We start from the raw sequence: 19,717 nt of genomic DNA on the forward strand, positions 1-19,717 counted from the left end.
GCTGCGCCGCCGACTAATCGGACGGAGCGATGAAACGCTGGAACTGGACGCCAGCTGCCGCCTTGAAATCCCGGATGACCCCTACGCCGTTCTCGTCTTCGACGAGCAAGGCCAGCCGAATGGCACCGGCTGCGAGGTGAAACATCAACAGCACCATCCTGTCGAATTCTTCCCGCAGGTCAGCGGGTACGAATCGATGCGTGGCTTCGGCAAAGATCCTGCTGTGGACCCGCGATTGCTCCAGGTCGATTGCCGCCAGCTGCTTGCATGCCTGTGCGGCATTCAGCAGGTCCTGAATGGCTGGTGTATCCTTGACCTTCTCGTAGTAACCGTCGACAAGCCCGTCGATCGCAGCGAGCACATCCTGACTGGACTGCAGGTTCGTGACACCGGCCTCGATCATATCCTTCACCTCGTCCGCGTAACGCTCATAGAGCATTGCGACGATGGCGGTCTTGTTTGGAAAGTACTGATAGACGGATGCGATGGGGCCGCCGGAAAGAGAGGCGATCTCCTTCATGGTCACGGCATCGATGCCCTTCTTGCCGATCAGGTCCATCGAGACCTTCAGGATCTCGTCGATCCGGTCTCGGCTACGTTCCTGCTTCGGGACCCGGCGCAGTTGGCCCCAGGTGGCGGTTTCGGTCATCTCAGGCATCGTCAGTACTTCCCTCACACATAGGCTCAAGCGGTCTTTGCCAGCTGCCTCCACGCAATGCTGTCAAGCACTTGCGTATATGCGTGTACGGAGATAGGCGTGACCCAGATCATCTCCGAGAATGTTTCATCAACATTTTCGTATGTAATCAGGTACTATCCCACCAGACAGTTAAACTAGGCTTTACAAGCCCTGCTTCATGAGCCCCGAGTGGGCCGCCTCGACGATCTCTTCCAAAGTCGCATCGATGTCCACCGTCACGACACCTTCTTCGCCTTCAGGCGTTTCGAGCGTCGCAAGCTGCGTGTGGAGAAGTGACAGCGGCATGAAATGGCCTGTGCGTTCCCCCATCCGGAGCTCAAGCAGTTCCGGCGTGCCCTTCAGGAAGACGAAGCGCAGATGCCCGCCGGCTGCCTGCCTGAGGCGGTCGCGGTAGATCCTCTTCAAAGACGAGCAGGACAGCACGAGGCTTTTGCCCTCTGCGACCGACGCTGCCAGTTCCTGCCCGACCAGATCGAGCCATGGCCAGCGATCCTCGTCGGTCAGTGGCATGCCCTTTGCCATCTTCTCCACGTTGGAGGCGGGATGGAGCCGGTCGCCTTCGACGAACCGGCAACCCAGCCGGACGGCCAGGCGTTCTCCTATGGATGATTTTCCCGCACCGCTGACGCCCATGACGATGATGGCAGATGGATTTTCCTTGGACATGGACCGTTTATCCTAACGTGAGAAAGATGCCTGCTACCCGATCTGAAGGCTCTTCGACAAGATGTGAGGGCATCTTATCGGCACTTACGGCTTCGCCCTCAGATCCCGGCGCAGGACATAGGGCATAAGGGCCGACAGAATGAGGAGCCGCAAGATGTGATGGGCGCCGACGTAGGTGGGCTGCGCATTGAGCATCACCGCCATGGCGGCCATGGTTTCCAGCCCACCGGGCGCGAAGGCGATCAGCGCAGCATCCACCGGCACGGACGTCAGCCAGGAGACCAGAGCGGCAATGACGGCTGCCAGTGCGACGACGACGATGGTCACCACGGCGCCGGCAACGAAGGCCGTGCGCATCGCCTTGAGCGAGGCACCGGAAAACCGCGACCCGATCATGGCACCGAGGAGGACATAGGTCGGCACCATGATCCAGGCGGGAAGATCGCCGACGACGATGTCGGTGATGTGGGTCGCGCCGGATGCGACCATGCCGCCGAGCAGGAGGGCCGCGGGGGTCTTCCAGCGCAGAAAGATCAGACCGAGCAGGACAGCGACTGCGAAAGAGGCCAGAAGCGGGACAAGTCCCATCGTCGGATTGGCAGCGGAAGGCTCCAGGCCCACCAACCCCAGCACATCGACGATCAGCGGCACCGTCAGGGTGAGCGCCAGCACGCGCACGCTCTGGATGACACCGACGGCAAGGAGATCGCTCTTGGTATCCGCTGCGAGACTGATGACGAAACTCAGGTGCCCCGGCGATGCCGCAAGCAGCGCGGTCGCCCGGTCGTAGCCAAAGAAGCGTTCGAGGATCCAGGTCGCGGCATAGAGAAGAATGACGATGGCCACGGGCACCATCAGGAAGCTCAGCGGCCATGTCCTGGCGGCGACGAAGATCTCAGGGGTCAGCCCCGTTCCCATCGACAGGCCGACGATGACGAAGCTTGCGTTGCGGGCCAGCACCGGGATGCGAAGATCCAGTCCTGCAAGCCCGCCTATCGTCACAGCAACGGCCGGCCCGACGAGATAGGGGGCTGGGAACTCGAGGAGATAGGCGAGAGCCGCGCCAGCTGCAGCAATCACGGCGGTCAGTGCGAAGACGCGGATTTCCAGAAGGGACATGCTGACGCCAAGGCAGGGAAAGACAGGCTGCCGGACCCGGAGCCATTTTCTTTCTATTGCATGTCAGCAGAAGGTCAACCTCGGGGCCGGACGTTGCCGGCGCCGATCAGGCGAGTGGTCAGGCGGCGGGCGCGGGCACCGCAGCAAGCTTCAGGGGGCGTCGAACCTCATCGAGACCCAGCAGGAAATTGATCTGCGGGCGTGCCTTGACGAGGTCGTCAATGGTGTAGTCGGCCAGCACTTCGAAGAAGGCATTGAGGGCCTTGCGAAGCGCGGAATTGAGGCCGCAGCTATCGACGAGGGGACATTCAGCGACGCCTTCCTCAAAGCATTCGGCCATCGCGAAGCTGTCTTCCGTCACCTTGACGACGTCGAATAGGGTGATGCGGTCGGCAGCCCGTCCGAGGCGCACGCCGCCGTTGCGTCCGCGTACAGTTTCAACGAGGCCCGCCTTGTTGAGCGGCTGCAGGATCTTGAAGAGGAAAAGCTCGGACACGCCATAGGCACGCGCAATCTCGGGGATGCGGCTGAGGTGGCCATCGTTGGCGGCGCAATACATCAGGATGCGCACCGCGTAGTTGGTTTGTTTCGTCAGTCGCATGCTATCTCTCCGAGTCTTGTCCGCCCAACATATAGTGGCTCGTGCAGTTTTGAACAATTCAAAAATAAGAAAATTGTGATCAAGTTATCGGTTCGGACAGATGGAAACGGTTGACGAGCCCGAAAAATCATGACTTTTCGGATCAAGAATGATTTGAACCGATGGAGGGCTCCACATGACAGCACTTAAAGGCATTTTAGCAGCCAGCGCTTTGGCCGGCGTATCGATTTTTTCCGTCCAGCCGGCGATGGCCGATGGTGAGGTGAACATCTACTCCTACCGTCAGCCGGACCTGATCAAGCCGTTGCTGGACGAGTTCACGAAGGAAACCGGCGTCGCCACCAACGTCCTGTTCCTCGACAAGGGTCTCGTTGAGCGCATCCAGGCGGAAGGCGCCAATTCGCCGGCAGACGTCATCCTGACCGTGGACATCGCCCGTGTCATGGAAGCCACTGAAGGCGGCGTGACGCAGCCGGTGACCGACAACGAGACGATCAACAAGGACATCCCGGCGCAGTTCCGCGATCCGGCCGGCGAGTGGTTTGCGCTGACGACCCGCGGCCGCGTGGTCTATGCCTCCAAGGATCGCGTCGAGCAGGACCAGATCACCTATGAGGAACTGGCCGATCCGAAGTGGAAAGGCCGCATCTGCATCCGTGACGCGCAGCATTCCTACAACATCGGCCTGATCGCCTCGATGGTCGCCGAACATGGCGAGGACTATACGGAGACCTGGCTGACGGGCCTGAAGAACAACCTGGCGCGCAAGCCGAACGGCGGCGACCGGGACCAGGCCAAGGCCATCCTGGCCGGCGAATGCGACATTGCGCTCGGCAACACCTACTACGTCGGACTGATGCAGACGAACGAGAAGGAGCCGGAACAGAAGGATTGGGCGGCCGCCATCAAGGTGCTCTTCCCCAATACCGAAGACCGCGGCACGCACGTCAACATCTCGGCGATGGCTTTGGCCAAGAATGCGCCGAACAAGGACAATGCGGTGAAGCTGATGGAATTCCTCGCGTCCGGCGAGGCGCAGAAGATCTATGCGGAGCAGGTGTTCGAATATCCCGTCATGCCGGGTGCGGAGCCTTCAGAGATCGTCAAGTCCTTCGGCACGATCAAGCCCGACACGCTGCCGCTTGCCGACATCGCGGCAAACCGGAAAGTCGCTTCGGAACTGGTTGACAAGGTCGGCGTGAATGAAGGCCCTGAGGACTGATACGACTTCATCAAGAGCTAAACGGGGCCGGCATTCGCCGGCCTCGCCATTTCAGGGCCTTGCCCGAACCGGGGCTATCAAAACCCGAAACCGAACGCGTCGGCGATCCAAAGAGATGCGCCGATAGCCGCTACGCATCCCGCGCCAGTCAATGCAAGCCTTGTCCAGTAGGTGCGCCGGGCGCGTTTTTCATCCCACTCATACACCATAGCTACCCCTCCTCGGGTGGGGTAGAACTAGTGCCTGGCTAATTAAGTTCAATAGCAAATAAGCAGCCCGCCCTCGAAGGCAGGCCGCCCCTTTGCGTTACTTCATGGTCGGGATGGAGAACTCTGCGCCATCCTTGATACCGGAGGGCCAGCGGCTGGTGACGGTCTTCGTGCGGGTCCAGAACCGGATGGAATCCGTGCCGTGCTGGTTGAGGTCGCCGAAGGACGAGGCCTTCCAGCCGCCGAAGGAATGATAGGCGAGTGGCACCGGGATCGGCACGTTAATCCCAACCATACCGATGTTGATGCGGCTGGCGAAGTCGCGTGCGGCATCACCATCGCGGGTGTAGATCGAGACACCGTTGCCGTACTCGTGCTTCATCGGAAGCGACAGGGCCTCCTCGTAGTTGGCGGCACGGACGACCGAGAGAACCGGGCCGAAGATCTCGGTCTTGTAGATGTCCATCTCCGGCGTCACCTCGTCGAACAGGCAGCCGCCGACGAAGTAGCCTTCCTCATAACCCTGCAGCCTGAAGTTCCGGCCATCGACGACGAGCTTGGCGCCTTCCTCGACGCCCCGGTCAATGAGCCCGGTGACGCGGGTATGCGCCTCCTTGGTGACCAGCGGCCCGAAGTCGGCCTTGTCGTCGGTGTAGGGGCCGATGCGCAGGCTTTCCACCATCGGCGTCAGCTTCTCGATCAACCGGTTGGCCGTCTCCTCGCCCACCGGCACCGCCACCGAGATCGCCATGCAGCGCTCGCCGGCGGAACCGTAGCCGGCGCCGATCAGCGCATTGGCCGCCTGGTCGAGGTCGGCATCCGGCATGATGATCATGTGGTTCTTGGCGCCGCCGAAGCACTGGGCGCGCTTGCCGCCGGCAGTGGCCGTCGCATAGACATAGCGGGCAATCGGGGTGGAGCCGACGAAGGACACGGCACCGATTTCCGGGTGGTGGAGGATGGCGTCCACCACCGCCTTGTCGCCATTGACGACGTTCAGGACACCCGCCGGCAGGCCGGCCTCGATCATCAGTTCCGCCAGCCGGATCGGCAGCGACGGGTCGCGCTCGGACGGCTTCAGGATGAAGGCATTGCCGCAGGCGATCGCCGGGGCAAACATCCACATCGGGATCATGCCCGGAAAGTTGAACGGCGTGATGCCGGCGCCGATGCCGACCGGCTGACGGATCGAATACATGTCGATGCCGGGGCCGGCACCTTCCGTAAATTCGCTCTTGGAGAGATGCGGGATGCCGATCACGAACTCGCAGACCTCGAGGCCGCGAATGATATCGCCCTTGGAATCCTCGATCGTCTTGCCGTGCTCGCGCGACAGGATCTCCGCCAGCTCATTCATGTTGTCGTTCAGCAGCTGCACGAACTTCATGAAGACGCGGGCACGGCGCTGCGGGTTGGTCGCAGCCCAGGCCGGCTGAGCCAAACGAGCAGATTCGACGGCCGCGCTCAGCTCTGCTTCGCTTGCCAGGGCGACGGTCCCCTGCACCTCTCCGGTGGCCGGATTGAATATATTGGCCGTGCGACCGCTGGCGCCGGTGATGCGCTTGCCGTCGATGAAATGACCGATCTCGTACATGGAATGCTCCTCCGCTCGTGTGTGGGTCAGACTGACACTCAAAATTGCACAATGCAACGCGATAGTTTACGCATCCGCTGTGCATAAATCAGCATCAGGAGGTGTGGATGGATTGGGATGATGTGCGGATGTTCCTGGCGGTCGCCAGGGCCGGCCAGTTGCTGGCGGCGTCGCGTCGGCTCGGCATCAATCATGCCACGCTGGGGCGGCGCGTCACCCACCTGGAAGAGGCGCTGGAAAGCCGGCTGCTGATCCGCCGGACCAATGGCTGCGAGCTGACGCCCGAAGGTGCCGTCCTCTTCCAGGCGGCAGAGCGGATGGAAGCGGAGATGCTGGCCGCACAGGCTGCCACGGGGCGGATCGATACGGCCATTGCCGGTACGGTGCGCATCGGCGCCCCCGATGGTTTCGGCGTTTCATTTCTGGCCTCGCGGCTGAAGGGCCTGACGCAGAGACACCCGCAGCTAAAGGTGCAGCTCGTGCCGGTCCCCCGCTCCTTCTCGCTCTCGCAGCGGGAGGCCGATATCGCCATCACCGTCGAGCAGCCCGTGCAGGGCCGGCTGATCTCCTCCAAGCTCACCGACTACTCGCTCGGGCTCTATGCCTCCCGCGCCTACCTGGCGGAAAACGGCGAACCGAACAGCATCGAAGGCCTGAAGAGCCATCCGCGGATCGGCTATGTGGAAGACCTGATCTTCTCGCCGTCGCTCAACTTCACCGGCGAGGTGATGCGGGACTGGGACGCCAGTTTCGAAATCTCGAGCGCGATCGGACAAACCGAGGCCGTGCGATCGGGTGCAGGCATCGGCATCCTTCACGACTATATCGCCCGGCAGCATCCGGAGCTTGTCCGCGTGCTTCCGGCCATTGCCATTCGCCGTGCCTATTGGACCACTTATCATGAAAGCAGCCGCGATCTGGTGCGGCTGCGGGTGGTGCTGGATTATCTCAATGAACTCGTGGAAGCAGAGCGGAGCATCTTCAACTAGGGACCGCGACGTTCAGACGCCGACGAAGCTTGCAGCTGGCAATCCAAGCGCGGTGGCGATGCGGTGCAGGAGCGCGGCATCGGCACCTTCGCCGTTTTCGACGGCCGTCAGCTGGTCGATGGTCAGGCCGGTGGTAACAGCGAGCTGCTCCAGCGAGTACCCGACGGCAAGGCGTGCCTCGGCGACAGCGGCAGCAACCTGCCCGCCCGAGACATTCTTTTCAGATGCAGTTTCAAAGTTGTTCATGGAAATCGACATGAGGGCAACTCCTTCAAGAGGGTTTCGCCAAAGCGATATCTTCGGGAATGACAGAAGCAGCGCGCATACAGGGTGCGCCGCACAAAAATAGGTACTTCTGCTGTAATGACAAGTAGCGCCGGTGCCTAAACGGCAGTCACATCAGGTTCCTTGCAGAAACGCGCCCGGTGGAACGCAGGTTTCGGCAGTCACTGCAGCGAGGCTCGAACGGCGGTCTCCATCTCGAAAGTCATCTTGAGACGCCCAACCGGTGTCCGGTTCGCATCGACGACGCGGATCGAGATCGACTCGGGAGGTGGGAAATTGCGGCAGACAAACAAAGCCATTGCATTATAGCCGACACTCATCGCTTCAGCTTCATCGCTGGCCTCGATCTCGATCTCCGTCTCGCGGTCATTCGATATTTTCAGCAGATAAAGCGGCATCGGGGCTCTCCTGATCCCTTAACTGCCTCCTGCCTGGTTGGTTCCCAATCCCGGCATCAGGCGCATGGGTGTGGCAAGGGGCAAGTCGATCGGAGATTGCTGAGCCGGTCAGGTGGCAAGCTTCCCGGCCCTCACCTTCAGAGCCACGATGACGCCCTCGCTTGACCAGTTGTAGGAAATCGCACCGCCAAGCTGACCGGAGATGATCCGCACGAGCATCTTGCTCCCGTATCCATCGGCGGCTTTCGGGGTCTCCACGGAAGGGCCGCCGCGTTCGGTCCAGACGATGGTGACCTCGTCGTCTTCCAGAGTTCCGGAGATATCAAGTGTACCGGTGTCTGCCGACAGAGCCCCGTACTTCAGGGAGTTCGTTGCCAGCTCGTGGAAGACCAGCGCCATGGTGGTCGCGGCAATTTCTCCGACGCCCATGCGGGGCACGGCGACGCGGATCCGACCGCTGAACGCGCCCATATCCTCGTAGGGCGAGAGCAGGATCGAGATCAGATCCCCCAGAAGCGCCGCCTGCCCCTGATGCCCCGGCAGCGGGCGCACCAGGTCATGCGCCCGTCCGAGTGCCGTCAGTCGTTCGGTCAGTTCCTTGGCCATTTCTGCGGCCGTGGTGGTGGAGCGCGAGGTGACGTGGGTCAGGCCCGTTGCGACGGCCAGGAGGTTCTTCACCCGGTGGCTCATCTCCCCCGCCAGCAGCTCGTGGCCTTCTTCCGCCTGCTTGCGGCCGGTCACGTCCAGGAAGACGCCGTACATATGGCGACCATGCAGGCCTGCATCATTGCCGATACCGCGGGCCGAGATCCATTTGATCTCCTCCCCGAGCATGATGCGGAAATCGATTTCATAGGGACCGACGATGGCGCGTGTCGCGTTGAATGCGGCCCTGACCCGATCCCTGTCGGCGGGGTGGATATGGGCGGAGAGGTCTTCGAAGGACACTTCCTCATCGTCCTGCTCGACGCCCCACAGCCGGAAGGCCTGTTCGTCCATGGCGAAATGGTCCGTATCCACGTTCCAGATCCAAAGAGCCACGCCGGCAGCCTCTATGGCTCTGCGCAGAGCCTGGGTATTCCAGAGGGATTTGGCTTCTTTTGACGACATGATCACTCACTCAACCAGACAAGGTGGTTAGGTCGGCCCCCGCGGGATGAAGACGGGCGATCCCCGTCCACCATCATCCCATCGAACCGTCTCCGGATGCGCCAGCGGACGATATCCTTCTGTGCGCTTCGGGACCGAAACTATCATTCGCCACGTCTGTTTGTGCCAAATGCCAATGTTCTTTTACATCCACCGGCCGGAGCATCTGATCGATGATCCGGATGGATTAGCGCTTCCCGATCCGCCGACGGCGAGAGCAGAAGCGGCGGACGACGTTCGCTGCAGCATACGCGCTTCCTCCGACAAGGACAGGCGAATTGGTCCAGCCGCTCGTCAAAAACGCGCACTTGCGGCACGGAACGCCATCCGCAAACGGCGGCTTCGTACCAAGATTTCAAGATTTATAGAGAGAAAATGGTACGGTTGGGGGGAATTGAACCTCCGACCTCAGGTGCCACAAACCTGCGCTCTAACCAACTGAGCTACAACCGCACAAGCACCGTTCCAGGTGCCGTTTCGGGTCCAATACGGCCATCGGACTTGTTTTGCAAGCCCCCGATGGCAAAACAGGCCTGCGTTTTTCAACCGGCCTGTCTTCGTTGTGGCGGACGTGGTTCAGGCCGTCTTGAAGGTCGCCATTGCCTTTTCGGCGGCATCCTTGCCCGGCTGGCTGACCGTCTCGGCCAGCTTGCGTGTGGCTTCCTGCAGGCCCTTGGCCTGTTCGACCGTCAGCTCTGCCTGCTTGCGGATAAACGTCGTCTGCAGCTCCAGGAATTCCGCGACCGACTTGACGCCGAGCAGCGATTCCATGTGCGCCAACGACAGATCGGCGTTGGTGCGAAGGGCCTCGATCGCCTTGAGACCGATCTCGACGGAACCGGCCTGGGCCGACTGCATCGTGGTCTCGACGGTCTGGCCGGCCTCTTCCGCAGCGGCCTTCATGCGTGCATAGGTTTCGCGGGACTGGGCCGCGCCCTTTTCAGCGAAGTCGCGGAAATTCTCGGTCAGCTTTGCCGGGTCAAAGGCGCTGAAGGCGAAGACATCATCAGTACGATAAGCCATGTATTCACTCCCCGTGGGTTGGTGATGCTCGGCAGTTGATCCAAGCTTCATGACAAGAGTATAATACAAGTTATTGTGCGCTGCAACATTTTTGTGCGGTGCAGCATTCTGGTTTGTTAACCCTGTGGGACCATAAAGCCGGCCGCTTGTGGACCTGAACCGCACCTAAGGCTATTAACTGTCTGTTAACAACTGACTGCCGCCAACAGCGACCTCGGGCCATGTCCATGCCAGTTATCCAGTATCCATTCATCGACGTTGCCGTGCACGACAAGATCCGCGAGCCCTTCGCTGCGGGCAAGGCTGTGGTTTTGTTTTCCGTCGACATGACCGAGGTGCTCTGGGCCAATGGGCGCGGGGCGCAGGTCTTCGGGTATGGCTCGGTCTACGATCTCCTCGACCGGGGACCCGCGCGCCAGGACCTGTCCTTCCGGCAGATCGCCGCCGCGGGCCGCCAGTTGCGCGCAGTCGGCGACATGGCTGGCCTCACCATCCGCATTGCTGCCGGCTTCCAGCGCGCCACCGTGCCCGCCTCCTGCACGCTCATCGACATCTGCGGCGAGACGGCGGTGCTGTTCACGGCGGCGACCGACGCGACGGCCGGCACCCCGCAAGCGGCTGCCGCCAGCATGATCGAGGGGCTGGACGACCTCGATACGCATATTGCCATTCTCGACGGCGAGGGTGCGGTGATTGCCGGATCGAGCGGCTTTGCCGAGCTCGAGCTGACGCAGCAGACCGCCCGCATGCTGGTTACCATGGCCAGCAGCGAGGCCAGCCGCCTGGTCAAGCGCCCGGTCCCCACGGCAAAGGGATATCTGCCCGCAGCCATGGGCAGTGTCTCGACCGATCCGGCGCTCCATCTTCTCTTTGTCGTCGAAGCCGTTGCAGCCGGCGTCGACGAGCCGGTCGCCGATGACGCCGACGACGGTGGACGTGAGCCTGCCGAGGCTGTCGCACAGGCATCTGCGCATCCTGATTTCCAGGAGGCAATCGAGGCGGTCGCGCATCTGGAAGAGGCTCCGGAGCCGGAAGACATCATCGTGCTCGATCTGCCCGCCGAGGAGCCTGGAAACGGCGAGCCTGAGGTTGCGGAACCTTCGGACGAGACCACGGCAGCTTCGATTCCAGCCGAGCCGCCAGCTGCCGATGCTTCGTCCACCGATGAGACTGACGATCAGGCTGTTCACGACGCACCAACCTCGGCACTTGCGCCGCAAGAGCCGACCGCGGACCGCGCAGACGAAGGTTTCCTCTTTCGCCGCGACGCCCGCGCCACGCGCTTCGTCTGGAAAATCGATGCGGAGGGCCGCTTTTGCGAGGTCTCCGCAGAATTCGCGAAGATCGTGGGCCCCCATGCGGCGGATATCAACGGCATGGCCTTCGGCGATGTCGCCGGGCTGTTCCACCTTGACCCGGAGGGCAAGATTGCCGAGCTGCTGCGCAAGCGCGACACCTGGTCGGGGAAAACCATCTGGTGGCCGATCGAGGGGACGTCGCTCGTGGTGCCGATCGATCTTGCGGCACTGCCGACCTACACACGCACCCGCACCTTCGATGGTTTCCGGGGGTTTGGTATCATCCGGATGAGCGATGCGGTCGAGGACCCCCATGCGGTGGGTCTCGTTCTGGGCGGCATTCCGGCAGGCCATGCAGTTCAAGCCGATGAGGAGCCGGACTCCGCGCCCGAAGACGAGGACGTGCCGGAGATCGTCGAGCATACCGCCGATACGGCAGGCACCGAAGAGCTCGACACTGCGGAGACAGACCTCGCCTCCGAGACGCAGGAGGAGGCCACAGACAGTGGTGATCAGCCCGCCGGCGGCGATACTCCATCGACAGACGAAGCCGAGGCGCCGCAGCAGTCCGAGCGCGAGGCGACGCCGCTTGAATGGCCGACGGGCGAGCGGCCAGCCCTTCGGCTGGTGGAAACCTCCGTCCCCGCTTCCGAGAAGGTCATCTCGCTGGAGCACCGCCGCAGCCGCAGGGAGAGCCTCTCCCCGGTGGAACAGGCCGCATTCCGCGAGATCGCCCGCCAGCTCGACAGCTTCATCGGCCGCGACGACAATGCAGGGGTCGATGAGCAGCCGCAGGCGCCCGTAGATGCCGCCGCCGAAGACGAGGCGCAGATTTCTGCCGAAGAGCAGGAGACTCACTCTCCCGACAGCGGAGATGACCAGGCCCACGATCTGTCCGTGGCCGCAACCGACGAAGCGCCTGCCGAAATCGCGCCCGATGATGACGGCGACGAGCCGGCTCAGTCCACCGCGGAAGAGACGGTCGCTTCAGCTGGGGACGAACCGGAGCAGCAGCCGGATGCCACAGTTGCGGAGCCGGAGGACCAGGCAGCGGCGCTTCCCGTTTCCCTGCATCGCGAACGCAACGGCCTTACAGCCGAGATCCTGGACCAGATGCCGGTGGCCCTGCTCGTCCACAGCGGCGACCGGTTGATCCATGGCAATCCCGAGTTCCTGCGTCTGACCGGATACAGCTCCGTTGACGCACTCGCCGAGGTCGGCGGCCTGGATGCGCTTCTGCAGCGCCAGGAACTGGAAGGAAAAAGGGCCGAGGCCGGTGGCATGGTGGTCGTGCGCGCCGACGACACCATCGTTCCGGTGACGGCGCGGCTGCAGTCGGTGCGCTTCGAGCAGGCCGGCGCATTGATGCTGGCGCTGATGCCTGTCGTGGCCGAGCAGCAGCCCGATGATGGCGCATCCGATGCCAGCAAGCTCGTCTCGCTCGAGGCTTCGCGCCTTCAGGTGGAGGTGGAGGAACTTCGCGCCATCCTCGAAACGGCAACCGATGGCGTGGTCGTCATCGATGCAGGCGGCGACATCCGCTCCATGAACGGAGCGGCCAGCGCGCTCTTCAACTACGATACGACGGAAGCGGCCGGAAAGCCCTTCGTCATGCTGTTTGCCCACGAGAGCCAGAGGGCTATCGTCAACTACCTGGGCGGCCTTTCGGATCATGGCGTGGCAAGCGTGCTCAACGATGGCCGCGAGGTCATCGGGCGCGAGGCCTCCGGCGGCTTCATCCCGCTGTTCATGACCATCGGCCGGCTGACCTCCTCGAACGGCTACTGCGCCGTGATCCGCGACATCACCCAGTGGAAGAGAACCGAGGAGGAGCTGCGAACCGCCAAGGGCTCCGCCGAGACCGCCAATGCCCACAAGAGCGAGTTCCTGGCCCACGTCAGCCACGAGATCCGCACGCCGCTCAACGCCATCATCGGATTTGCCGATCTGATGGCGTCCGAGCGCTTCGGGCCGATCGGGCATCCGCGCTACGTCGAATATGCCAACGATATCGTCCGCTCCGGTCGGCATGTCCTCGATATCGTCAACGATCTTCTCGACATCTCGAAGATCGAGGCAGGCGAGATGGAGCTCGACTTCAGTGCCGTGGAGATCAACGAGACCATCTCCGAGAGCGTTGCACTGGTGCAGCCGCAAGCCAACAGCCAGCGGGTGATCATCCGTACGGCGCTCTCGCAGGCAGTGCCGCCGGTGGTGGCAGACCTGCGATCGGTCAAGCAGATCGTCCTGAACATCCTGTCCAATGCCATCCGCTTCACGCCATCCGGCGGGCAGATCGTGGTTTCGACCGCCTACGAGGCAAATGGCAGCGTTATCCTGCGGGTGCGCGACACCGGCATCGGCATGACCCGCCAGGAACTGGAGATGGCCATGAAGCCGTTTCGTCAGGTCGCCGGCAACGCCCGCAAGCGCGGTGACGGGACAGGCCTCGGTCTGCCGCTGACCAAGGCCATGGTCGACGCCAACCGCGCGAATTTCTCCATTCACTCGGAACCGCGTGAGGGCACACTGGTTGAAATCACCTTCCCGCCCCAGCGAGTGCTTGCGAACTGACGTCTGCGGGACTAGCAGTCCTCTGCTGAAAGAGGATGGAATTGTGCAGCTTTCCCGGCAAATGACCAAGCCTGCGATCCGCCGGCCATCGCACGCCCTGTCGCAGGGCGCCCTGCTGACGGCGGCGATCGTCGCCATGCCGATCCTCGCCGTCCTGGGGATCGCTGTTGCCGGCGGCGACGACAGCTGGCGCCATGTGATGACCAACGTCGTGCCGCGGGCGACGGGGCGCACGATGGAACTTCTGCTTCTGACCGGGCTGGTGACGGCCGTTGTCGGAATCGTGACCGCCTGGCTGGTGACGACCTTCGACTTCCCTCTGCGGCGCCTTCTGTCGATCGTGCTCGTGCTGCCGCTTGCGATCCCATCCTATCTGGCCGCCTATGCCTTCGGAGAGTTCTTCGACTTCACCGGGCCACTGCAGAGCGGTTATCGCGCGCTCTTCGGCTTCGAGACCTCCCGCGACTACTGGTTTCCAGACATCCGTTCCATGGGCGGCGCCGTGCTGGTGCTGAGCTCGGTGTTGTACCCCTATGTCTACCTTGCCTGCCGCTCCATGTTCCTGATGCAGGGCCGCGCGGCAGCGGATGTGGCCAGGACGCTCGGCGCCGGCCCCCTCAAGGTGTTCTGGCGCATCCAGATACCAATGGCACGACCGGCCATCATGATCGGGCTGACCCTCGTGATGATGGAAACGCTGAACGACATCGGTGCGGTGGAGTTTCTCGGCGTCAACACGCTCACCTTCTCGGTCTACAGCACCTGGCTGAACCGCGGCAGCCTTTCCGGCGCCGCCCAGATCGCCTCCGTCATGTTCATCGTCGTGGCACTGCTGATCCTGCTGGAGCGAGCGGCGCGGCGAAGCCAGCGGTTCTCAAGCAACAAGACGACCGCGGTCGTCAACGACATGGTCCGGCCCCGCCTCACGGGGCTCCGGGCCGCGGCCGCCGCGACTTTCTGCGCCCTGCCCGTGATCCCGGGCTTTCTCGTCCCGGTCTTCGTTCTGGGTGGGTTTGCGCTGCGGCGGATCGAGAGCTATGCCGATCCGCGCCTGCTGGACGCTCTCTTCAACAGTATCATCGTTTCCTCATCCGCGGCTCTGGCTGCGGTGACGCTGGGCTTTCTCCTGTCCTATGCCGCGCGGTCAGACGGCTCGCCGGGAACGGCCTTGGCCGGACGCGTCGCGTCGATGGGCTATGGGGTTCCCGGGACCGTGCTTGCAATCGGGGTCCTCATCCCGCTTGCCGGACTGGACAATGCCGTCGACGGGTTTCTCCGCACCCATCTCGGCATCTCGACCGGCCTTCTCCTGTCCGGCAGCGGCTTTGCGATCGTCTACGCCTGCACGGTGCGATTCATGACGATGGCAGAGGGGACGCTCGACGCCGGATTCCAGAAGCTCTCGCCGCACCTCGACATGGCTGCGCGTACGCTTGGCCGCAACCAGAACCAGACGCTGCGGACGGTGCTGCTTCCCAACATGCGGCCTGCCATCATGACGGCGGCGCTGCTGGTGTTCATAGAGACCATGAAGGAACTGTCCGCGACCATCCTGCTGCGGCCCTTCAACTTCAACACGCTGGCGACGCTTGTCTATGAGGATGCCTCGAGGGCGAAGATCGAGGATTCCTCCGTGGCGGCGATGATTATCATCGCGGCCGGCCTGATCCCGGTGCTGCTCGTATCCCGGTCCATCGATCGGCAGAGGTAAAAAAAAGGCGGCCGAAGCCGCCTTGAAGTCAATGCTGTTCCAACGGAGTGGATCGAAGACTTCATGTCCTGAAAGCGGCTGCTCGGATCCCGTATACACGAGATGGTTCCGTATTTCTTTACTCTTGACCAATCCTCATTAACGTCGGGTTAAAATGGCACAGGTCGGGCCGGCAGGCGCCCCGCCCCTACCGCCTCTAGATCCGCAGTTCGCCAAGACCGATGAACAGGTCCAGGGCCTCCGGATTGGCCAGCGCCTCCCTGTTCTTGACCGCCCGGCCATGCACGACATCCCTCACCGCCAGTTCGACGATCTTGCCGGATTTCGTTCTCGGGATATCGGCGACCGCAATCACCTTGGCCGGCACGTGGCGGGGGGTCGCTCCGGTGCGGATGCGGTTCTTGATGGTCTTCACCAGGTCGTCGTCCAGAGACACACCGGGCGCCAGCCGCACAAAGAGGACGACGCGGACATCGTCCTCCCAGTCCTGGCCGATGCAGATCGCCTCGGCGACCTGCGGCAGTTGCTCAACCTGATTGTAGATTTCCGCGGTTCCGATACGCACCCCGCCCGGGTTGAGCGTCGCATCCGACCGGCCATGGATGACGATGCCGCCGTGCTGCGTCCATTCGGCAAAATCACCATGACACCAGATGTTGTCGAAGCGCTCGAAGTAGGCGGCGCGGTATTTCGATCCGTCAGGATCGTTCCAGAACATGACGGGCATGGAGGGGAACGGCCTGGTGCAGACAAGCTCGCCTTTTTCGCCTCGCACCGGCTGGCCGTCATCGTTCCAGACATCGATCGCAAGCCCCAGGCCCGGCCCCTGGATCTCGCCGCGCCAGACCGGCTTCAGCGGGTTGCCCAACACGAAACAGGAGACGATGTCGGTGCCTCCGGAGATAGAGGCGAGCTGCACGTCGGGTTTGATCCCCTCGTAGACGAAGGAGAAGCCCTCCGGCGACAGGGGCGAACCGGTGGAGGTCATCAGCCGCAGGTGCGAAAGGTCGTGCGTCTGCCTTGGCACCAGTCCGCTCTTGCGGACGGCGTCGATATATTTGGCCGAGGTGCCGAAGACGGCAAAGCCTTCCTCTTGAGCATAATCGAACAGCACCTCTCCGCTCGGCGCGAAGGGCGACCCGTCGAAGAGGCAGAGGGTGGCTCCGACGGCAAGGCCGGAGACCAGCCAGTTCCACATCATCCAGCCGCATGTGGTGAAGTAGAACAGCCGTTCGCCGGGGACGATGCCGCAGTGCAGGCGCTGCTCCTTCAGGTGCTGGAGCAGCGTGCCGCCGGCGGAATGAACGATGCACTTGGGGACGCCGGTGGTGCCGGAGGAGAACAGGATGTAGAGCGGGTGCGCGAACGGCAGCGGCTCGTAGCTGACCGCCTTGACCTCGAAAGGCGCCGTGAAGTCCTTCAGCGTCCGCCCGTCCGTCAAGGACGCCGCGAGCGCCTCGGCATCACCGGCATAATGGACGACAAGGACCGGGACGGCCAGAACAGCGGATACCGCACGCACCTTCTCCGCGACGTCCTGCAGCTTGCCGTTATACCAGTATCCGTCGCAGGCGATGAAGAGCTTCGGGCTGATCTGGCCGAAACGATCGAGGACGCCCTGTTCGCCGAAATCCGGAGAGCAGGAAGACCAGACCGCGCCGATGGAGGCGGCCGCCAGCATCAACGCCACCGTTTCCGGCATGTTGGGCATCATCGCAGCGATGCGGTCACCCTTCTCGATGCCGAGATCGCGAAACGCCTGCTGCAGGCGCGAGACGTCCGCGGTCAGCCGGTCCCATGTCCAGCGGTCGCTCGCCTTGTCTTCGCCGCGGAAGATGATGGCTTCGGCCTCGCCGTGCTGGCGCAGCAGATTTTCCGCAAAGTTGAGCCGGGCGTCGGGGAAGAAACGGGCGTCCAGCATGACATCGCCATGGATCAGCACGCGCTCACCGGGTTCGCCCCTGACGTCACAGAAACTCCAGACGGCCGACCAGAATTGTTCGGGTTGCGCGACAGACCAGTCATGGAATGCGTCATAGTCGTCGCGAGGGCTGTCGTAGCGCTCGGCACACCAGCCCATGAACGCATAGAGCGGTGTCTTCTGCTGTTCAGCCTTCGTCAGGCTCCACAGCGGCTGTTCATTCGTCATTGGATCTCCTCCACCCATTGGGCGTTTTATAGCATGCTGCAGCGCGAGATAAAGAGGCTGTCGGGCCCGCCAGTGTTGTGGATTTGCGCGGCAGGTGGATTTCCTATATCGCCAGTCCCAGTTTCCCCGCCCCGTCTATCAAGGCCGATCTTGAACTGATGAGCAAAGCCAGCAGAAGCACTCTGGAGCGCGGCACCGGCCATCTGCCGGTCTGGGGGAAGCGCGTCCTGAAGGTGCTGCTGGCAGCCGTTGTCGTGGCCATGCTGCTCTTCGGCCTCTTCCGGGCCGCGGCACCATTCCTCATCCAGGCGGCCGTGGTGCGCAGCGGCATCGAGCGGGCGATCGCGACGTGGACCGGCCATGACGTGACGATCCAGGGGACGCCGTCGATCACCTTCTGGCCGCAGGCCCGCATCGAGGTCAGCCGGATCACGGTCAGCAAGGCAACGCCCGAAGGTGTGCGGGTCCTCTCCCGCACGGCCAGGCTATCTGCCGCCTTCAGCCTCTACCAGGCCATCATGGGGCGGGCGGTCTTTCGGGATTTCCAGCTTGTCGAGCCTGAGATCTTCGTCGTACGGGGTCAAGATGGCCGGCTGGACCTCACGAACGACGGGCTCCTCAGCGCCGCCACGCGAAGCATGGCCGCGTCCGGCGCCCAGGAGCCTCTTGAGCCGACACTCGACAGTCGCGTCGGAAACGTGACGGTCGTCAACGGACGGATCGAGGTCAAAGATGTCGCATCCGGCGAGACCCTGAGAGCAGCCGCCATCAACGGTGCCATCCGCTGGCCCCGGCTGTCGTCAGGTATGGATGCGCAGGTGACGGCGCAGATCAATGGCCGAAGCCTGCAATTGAGCCTCTCCTCGCCGCAACCGCTTGCGCTGCTCGCCGGGCGGAGCGCGCCGCTCGAAGGAAGCCTGGCCTCCGATGTCCTGTCGGGACGCTTCGACGGCACTGCAAATATCGCCGAATACGGGTTCGTTTCCGGCGACCTGGAGCTTTCCGTCCCGGACACGGCTTCGCTGCTCGACTGGGCCGGCGTCGAGCTTGCCGCGCTTGCTCCCCTCCAGCAGCTTTCGCTGCGTGCGCAGGTGCTGACCACCGGGGAAACGGTCCGGTTCGATCAGATGGAACTGTCGTTGAACGGATCGGCGGGGCGTGGCCTTGTCGATCTCCTGCTTTCCGAGGGAGCGCCGCGCCTGACGGGAACGCTTGCCTTCGAACGACTGGACCTTGCCGGACTGCTTGGCGCGGTGTCCGCAGCACCTCAGGATGGCGCCGGCACCTCGTTGACACTGCCACTGGATCTGGACCTGCGTATTTCCGGAGAGGCGGCGGCAGCCGGCCCCCTGATGCTGAGCGACATGGCGATCAGCATCATGACCACGTCCAATGAGGCCCGCATCGACATCCTCGACGGTTCGCTGGGCGGCGGCAGGATCACCGGGCAGTTGATCGGCGACAACGGCAGTTTCGCATCCGGCTCCCAGGCCCGCGTCTTCCTACGTGATGCCGATCTCGGCGAGCTCTCCGCCCGGCTCGGCCTGGCAAGACCCTTTCCTCTGGCCCGCGGCTCGATCGAGACAAGCTTCTCCTCGGATGGTCCTCTTGGTGCCATCGCCCTCGATCGCATTGACGGCAGCCTCAAGGTGACGACGGGACCGGGCTCGATTCCGGATGCCGACCCGACCGTGATCCTCCAGCGGGTCGGCGACCAACGCTACTCGCCGCTGTTCAATCCAAATGGCGAGGATTTCGGGTACGAACGCCTGGAGCTCGAGGCCAGTCTGTCCGGCGGCGTGGCACAACTGCAGCAAGCCACGATCGAGAGCCCGACGACCCGCGTCACGATGATGGGGATCATCGACTATCGCGACGGCGGATTGGCCCTCTCGGTGGACATTGGCGCACCTTCGGCGGGCTCTGCCGCAGAAAGCATCTTCGTCGGCGGCACGTGGCCCGATCCTGTCGCAGTCGAAGTCCCTCGCAGGTACCTCGGCGATCCCGGCTGAGGCGACCGGAGGCTATCT

General features: G+C 62.8%; 15 protein-coding genes, 1 tRNA gene and 1 pseudogene. 6 read left to right on the forward strand and 11 right to left on the reverse strand.

The genetic code is table 11. The annotated features are described in order from the left end of the window. Positions 1-13: 13 nt before the first annotated feature. The 4 genes from EO99_RS0103660 to rirA all read right to left on the reverse strand — a co-directional run bounded on the left by EO99_RS0103660 (position 14) and on the right by rirA (position 3,086). On the reverse strand, positions 14-658 hold the full coding sequence (locus EO99_RS0103660) for a TetR family transcriptional regulator (RefSeq protein ID WP_029617287.1): 645 nt from the start codon (positions 656-658) through the stop codon (positions 14-16). Between the two features lie 183 nt (positions 659-841). Next, positions 842-1,366, reverse strand: coding sequence for a gluconokinase (locus EO99_RS0103665; RefSeq protein ID WP_029617288.1), 525 nt, complete (start codon positions 1,364-1,366; stop codon positions 842-844). 84 nt (positions 1,367-1,450) lie between these two features. Continuing rightward, positions 1,451-2,485: an AbrB family transcriptional regulator gene (locus EO99_RS0103670; protein ID WP_029617289.1), complete on the reverse strand. Its 1,035-nt coding sequence runs from the start codon at positions 2,483-2,485 to the stop codon at positions 1,451-1,453. A 118-nt stretch (positions 2,486-2,603) separates the two neighbouring features. After that, positions 2,604-3,086 carry an iron-responsive transcriptional regulator RirA gene (rirA, locus tag EO99_RS0103675; RefSeq protein ID WP_029617290.1) on the reverse strand — a complete coding sequence of 161 codons (483 nt, stop codon included), beginning with the start codon at positions 3,084-3,086 and terminating at the stop codon, positions 2,604-2,606. A gap of 175 nt (positions 3,087-3,261) precedes the next feature. Between rirA and EO99_RS0103680 the strand changes: the two genes are divergently transcribed. Beyond that, complete coding sequence (locus EO99_RS0103680) at positions 3,262-4,308, forward strand: Fe(3+) ABC transporter substrate-binding protein (protein ID WP_029617291.1); 1,047 nt, start codon at positions 3,262-3,264, stop codon at positions 4,306-4,308. A gap of 306 nt (positions 4,309-4,614) precedes the next feature. Here EO99_RS0103680 and EO99_RS0103685 read toward each other — a convergent pair whose 3' ends face one another. Continuing rightward, a complete protein-coding gene (locus EO99_RS0103685) occupies positions 4,615-6,111 on the reverse strand; it encodes a CoA-acylating methylmalonate-semialdehyde dehydrogenase (RefSeq protein WP_029617292.1) in 1,497 nt (498 codons plus the stop codon). Positions 6,112-6,218: 107 nt separating this feature from the next. Here EO99_RS0103685 and EO99_RS0103690 point away from each other — a divergent pair, with 107 nt between their 5' ends. Then, entirely contained in the window at positions 6,219-7,100 is an 882-nt protein-coding gene (locus tag EO99_RS0103690; RefSeq protein WP_029617293.1) for a LysR family transcriptional regulator, read from the forward strand. A gap of 12 nt (positions 7,101-7,112) precedes the next feature. Here the strand turns inward: EO99_RS0103690 and EO99_RS0103695 are convergent, their stop codons facing one another. The 3 genes from EO99_RS0103695 to EO99_RS0103705 all read right to left on the reverse strand — a co-directional run bounded on the left by EO99_RS0103695 (position 7,113) and on the right by EO99_RS0103705 (position 8,893). Continuing rightward, on the reverse strand, positions 7,113-7,358 hold the full coding sequence (locus EO99_RS0103695; protein ID WP_029617294.1) for a helix-turn-helix domain-containing protein: 246 nt from the start codon (positions 7,356-7,358) through the stop codon (positions 7,113-7,115). A gap of 188 nt (positions 7,359-7,546) precedes the next feature. Then, positions 7,547-7,783 (reverse strand): hypothetical protein, encoded by a 237-nt coding sequence (locus EO99_RS0103700; protein ID WP_029617295.1) that lies wholly within the window; start codon positions 7,781-7,783, stop codon positions 7,547-7,549. A 108-nt stretch (positions 7,784-7,891) separates the two neighbouring features. Then, positions 7,892-8,893, reverse strand: coding sequence for a sensor histidine kinase (locus EO99_RS0103705; RefSeq protein WP_029617296.1), 1,002 nt, complete (start codon positions 8,891-8,893; stop codon positions 7,892-7,894). Between the two features lie 175 nt (positions 8,894-9,068). Here EO99_RS0103705 and EO99_RS28635 point away from each other — a divergent pair. After that, positions 9,069-9,197 (forward strand): annotated as a pseudogene (locus EO99_RS28635) (DUF6894 family protein); the annotation flags it as partial. 111 nt (positions 9,198-9,308) lie between these two features. Here EO99_RS28635 and EO99_RS0103710 read toward each other — a convergent pair. Continuing rightward, positions 9,309-9,385, reverse strand: a tRNA-His gene (locus EO99_RS0103710). A gap of 123 nt (positions 9,386-9,508) precedes the next feature. Next, positions 9,509-9,955, reverse strand: a complete 447-nt coding sequence (locus EO99_RS0103715) for a phasin family protein (protein WP_029617297.1) — start codon at positions 9,953-9,955, stop codon at positions 9,509-9,511. Between the two features lie 221 nt (positions 9,956-10,176). On the opposite strand from EO99_RS0103715, the gene EO99_RS0103720 reads away from it, so the two are divergent. Further along, positions 10,177-13,827 (forward strand): ATP-binding protein, encoded by a 3,651-nt coding sequence (locus EO99_RS0103720; protein WP_328286592.1) that lies wholly within the window; start codon positions 10,177-10,179, stop codon positions 13,825-13,827. A gap of 61 nt (positions 13,828-13,888) precedes the next feature. Beyond that, positions 13,889-15,538 carry an ABC transporter permease gene (locus tag EO99_RS0103725; RefSeq protein ID WP_029617299.1) on the forward strand — a complete coding sequence of 550 codons (1,650 nt, stop codon included), beginning with the start codon at positions 13,889-13,891 and terminating at the stop codon, positions 15,536-15,538. A 196-nt stretch (positions 15,539-15,734) separates the two neighbouring features. Here the strand turns inward: EO99_RS0103725 and EO99_RS0103730 are convergent, their stop codons facing one another. After that, positions 15,735-17,687: an acetoacetate--CoA ligase gene (locus tag EO99_RS0103730; RefSeq protein WP_029617300.1), complete on the reverse strand. Its 1,953-nt coding sequence runs from the start codon at positions 17,685-17,687 to the stop codon at positions 15,735-15,737. 158 nt (positions 17,688-17,845) lie between these two features. On the opposite strand from EO99_RS0103730, the gene EO99_RS0103735 reads away from it, so the two are divergent. Further along, positions 17,846-19,699 (forward strand): AsmA family protein, encoded by a 1,854-nt coding sequence (locus tag EO99_RS0103735; protein ID WP_029617301.1) that lies wholly within the window; start codon positions 17,846-17,848, stop codon positions 19,697-19,699. Positions 19,700-19,717 lie beyond the last annotated feature (18 nt).

Source organism: Pseudorhizobium marinum (assembly GCF_000705355.1).
Taxonomy (GTDB): Bacteria; Pseudomonadota; Alphaproteobacteria; order Rhizobiales; family Rhizobiaceae; genus Neorhizobium; species Neorhizobium pelagicum.

Excerpts from the sequence above, each read along its gene's own strand:
- EO99_RS0103660 (WP_029617287.1), bottom strand. The coding sequence starts at position 658 with ATGCCTGAGATGACCGAAACCGCCACCTGGGGCCAACTGCGCCGGGTC.
- EO99_RS0103665 (WP_029617288.1), bottom strand. The coding sequence starts at position 1,366 with ATGTCCAAGGAAAATCCATCTGCCATCATCGTCATGGGCGTCAGCGGT.
- EO99_RS0103670 (WP_029617289.1), bottom strand. The coding sequence starts at position 2,485 with ATGTCCCTTCTGGAAATCCGCGTCTTCGCACTGACCGCCGTGATTGCT.
- rirA (WP_029617290.1), bottom strand. The coding sequence starts at position 3,086 with ATGCGACTGACGAAACAAACCAACTACGCGGTGCGCATCCTGATGTAT.
- EO99_RS0103680 (WP_029617291.1), top strand. The coding sequence starts at position 3,262 with ATGACAGCACTTAAAGGCATTTTAGCAGCCAGCGCTTTGGCCGGCGTA.
- EO99_RS0103685 (WP_029617292.1), bottom strand. The coding sequence starts at position 6,111 with ATGTACGAGATCGGTCATTTCATCGACGGCAAGCGCATCACCGGCGCC.
- EO99_RS0103690 (WP_029617293.1), top strand. The coding sequence starts at position 6,219 with ATGGATTGGGATGATGTGCGGATGTTCCTGGCGGTCGCCAGGGCCGGC.
- EO99_RS0103695 (WP_029617294.1), bottom strand. The coding sequence starts at position 7,358 with ATGTCGATTTCCATGAACAACTTTGAAACTGCATCTGAAAAGAATGTC.
- EO99_RS0103700 (WP_029617295.1), bottom strand. The coding sequence starts at position 7,783 with ATGCCGCTTTATCTGCTGAAAATATCGAATGACCGCGAGACGGAGATC.
- EO99_RS0103705 (WP_029617296.1), bottom strand. The coding sequence starts at position 8,893 with ATGTCGTCAAAAGAAGCCAAATCCCTCTGGAATACCCAGGCTCTGCGC.
- EO99_RS0103715 (WP_029617297.1), bottom strand. The coding sequence starts at position 9,955 with ATGGCTTATCGTACTGATGATGTCTTCGCCTTCAGCGCCTTTGACCCG.
- EO99_RS0103720 (WP_328286592.1), top strand. The coding sequence starts at position 10,177 with ATGTCCATGCCAGTTATCCAGTATCCATTCATCGACGTTGCCGTGCAC.
- EO99_RS0103725 (WP_029617299.1), top strand. The coding sequence starts at position 13,889 with ATGACCAAGCCTGCGATCCGCCGGCCATCGCACGCCCTGTCGCAGGGC.
- EO99_RS0103730 (WP_029617300.1), bottom strand. The coding sequence starts at position 17,687 with ATGACGAATGAACAGCCGCTGTGGAGCCTGACGAAGGCTGAACAGCAG.
- EO99_RS0103735 (WP_029617301.1), top strand. The coding sequence starts at position 17,846 with ATGAGCAAAGCCAGCAGAAGCACTCTGGAGCGCGGCACCGGCCATCTG.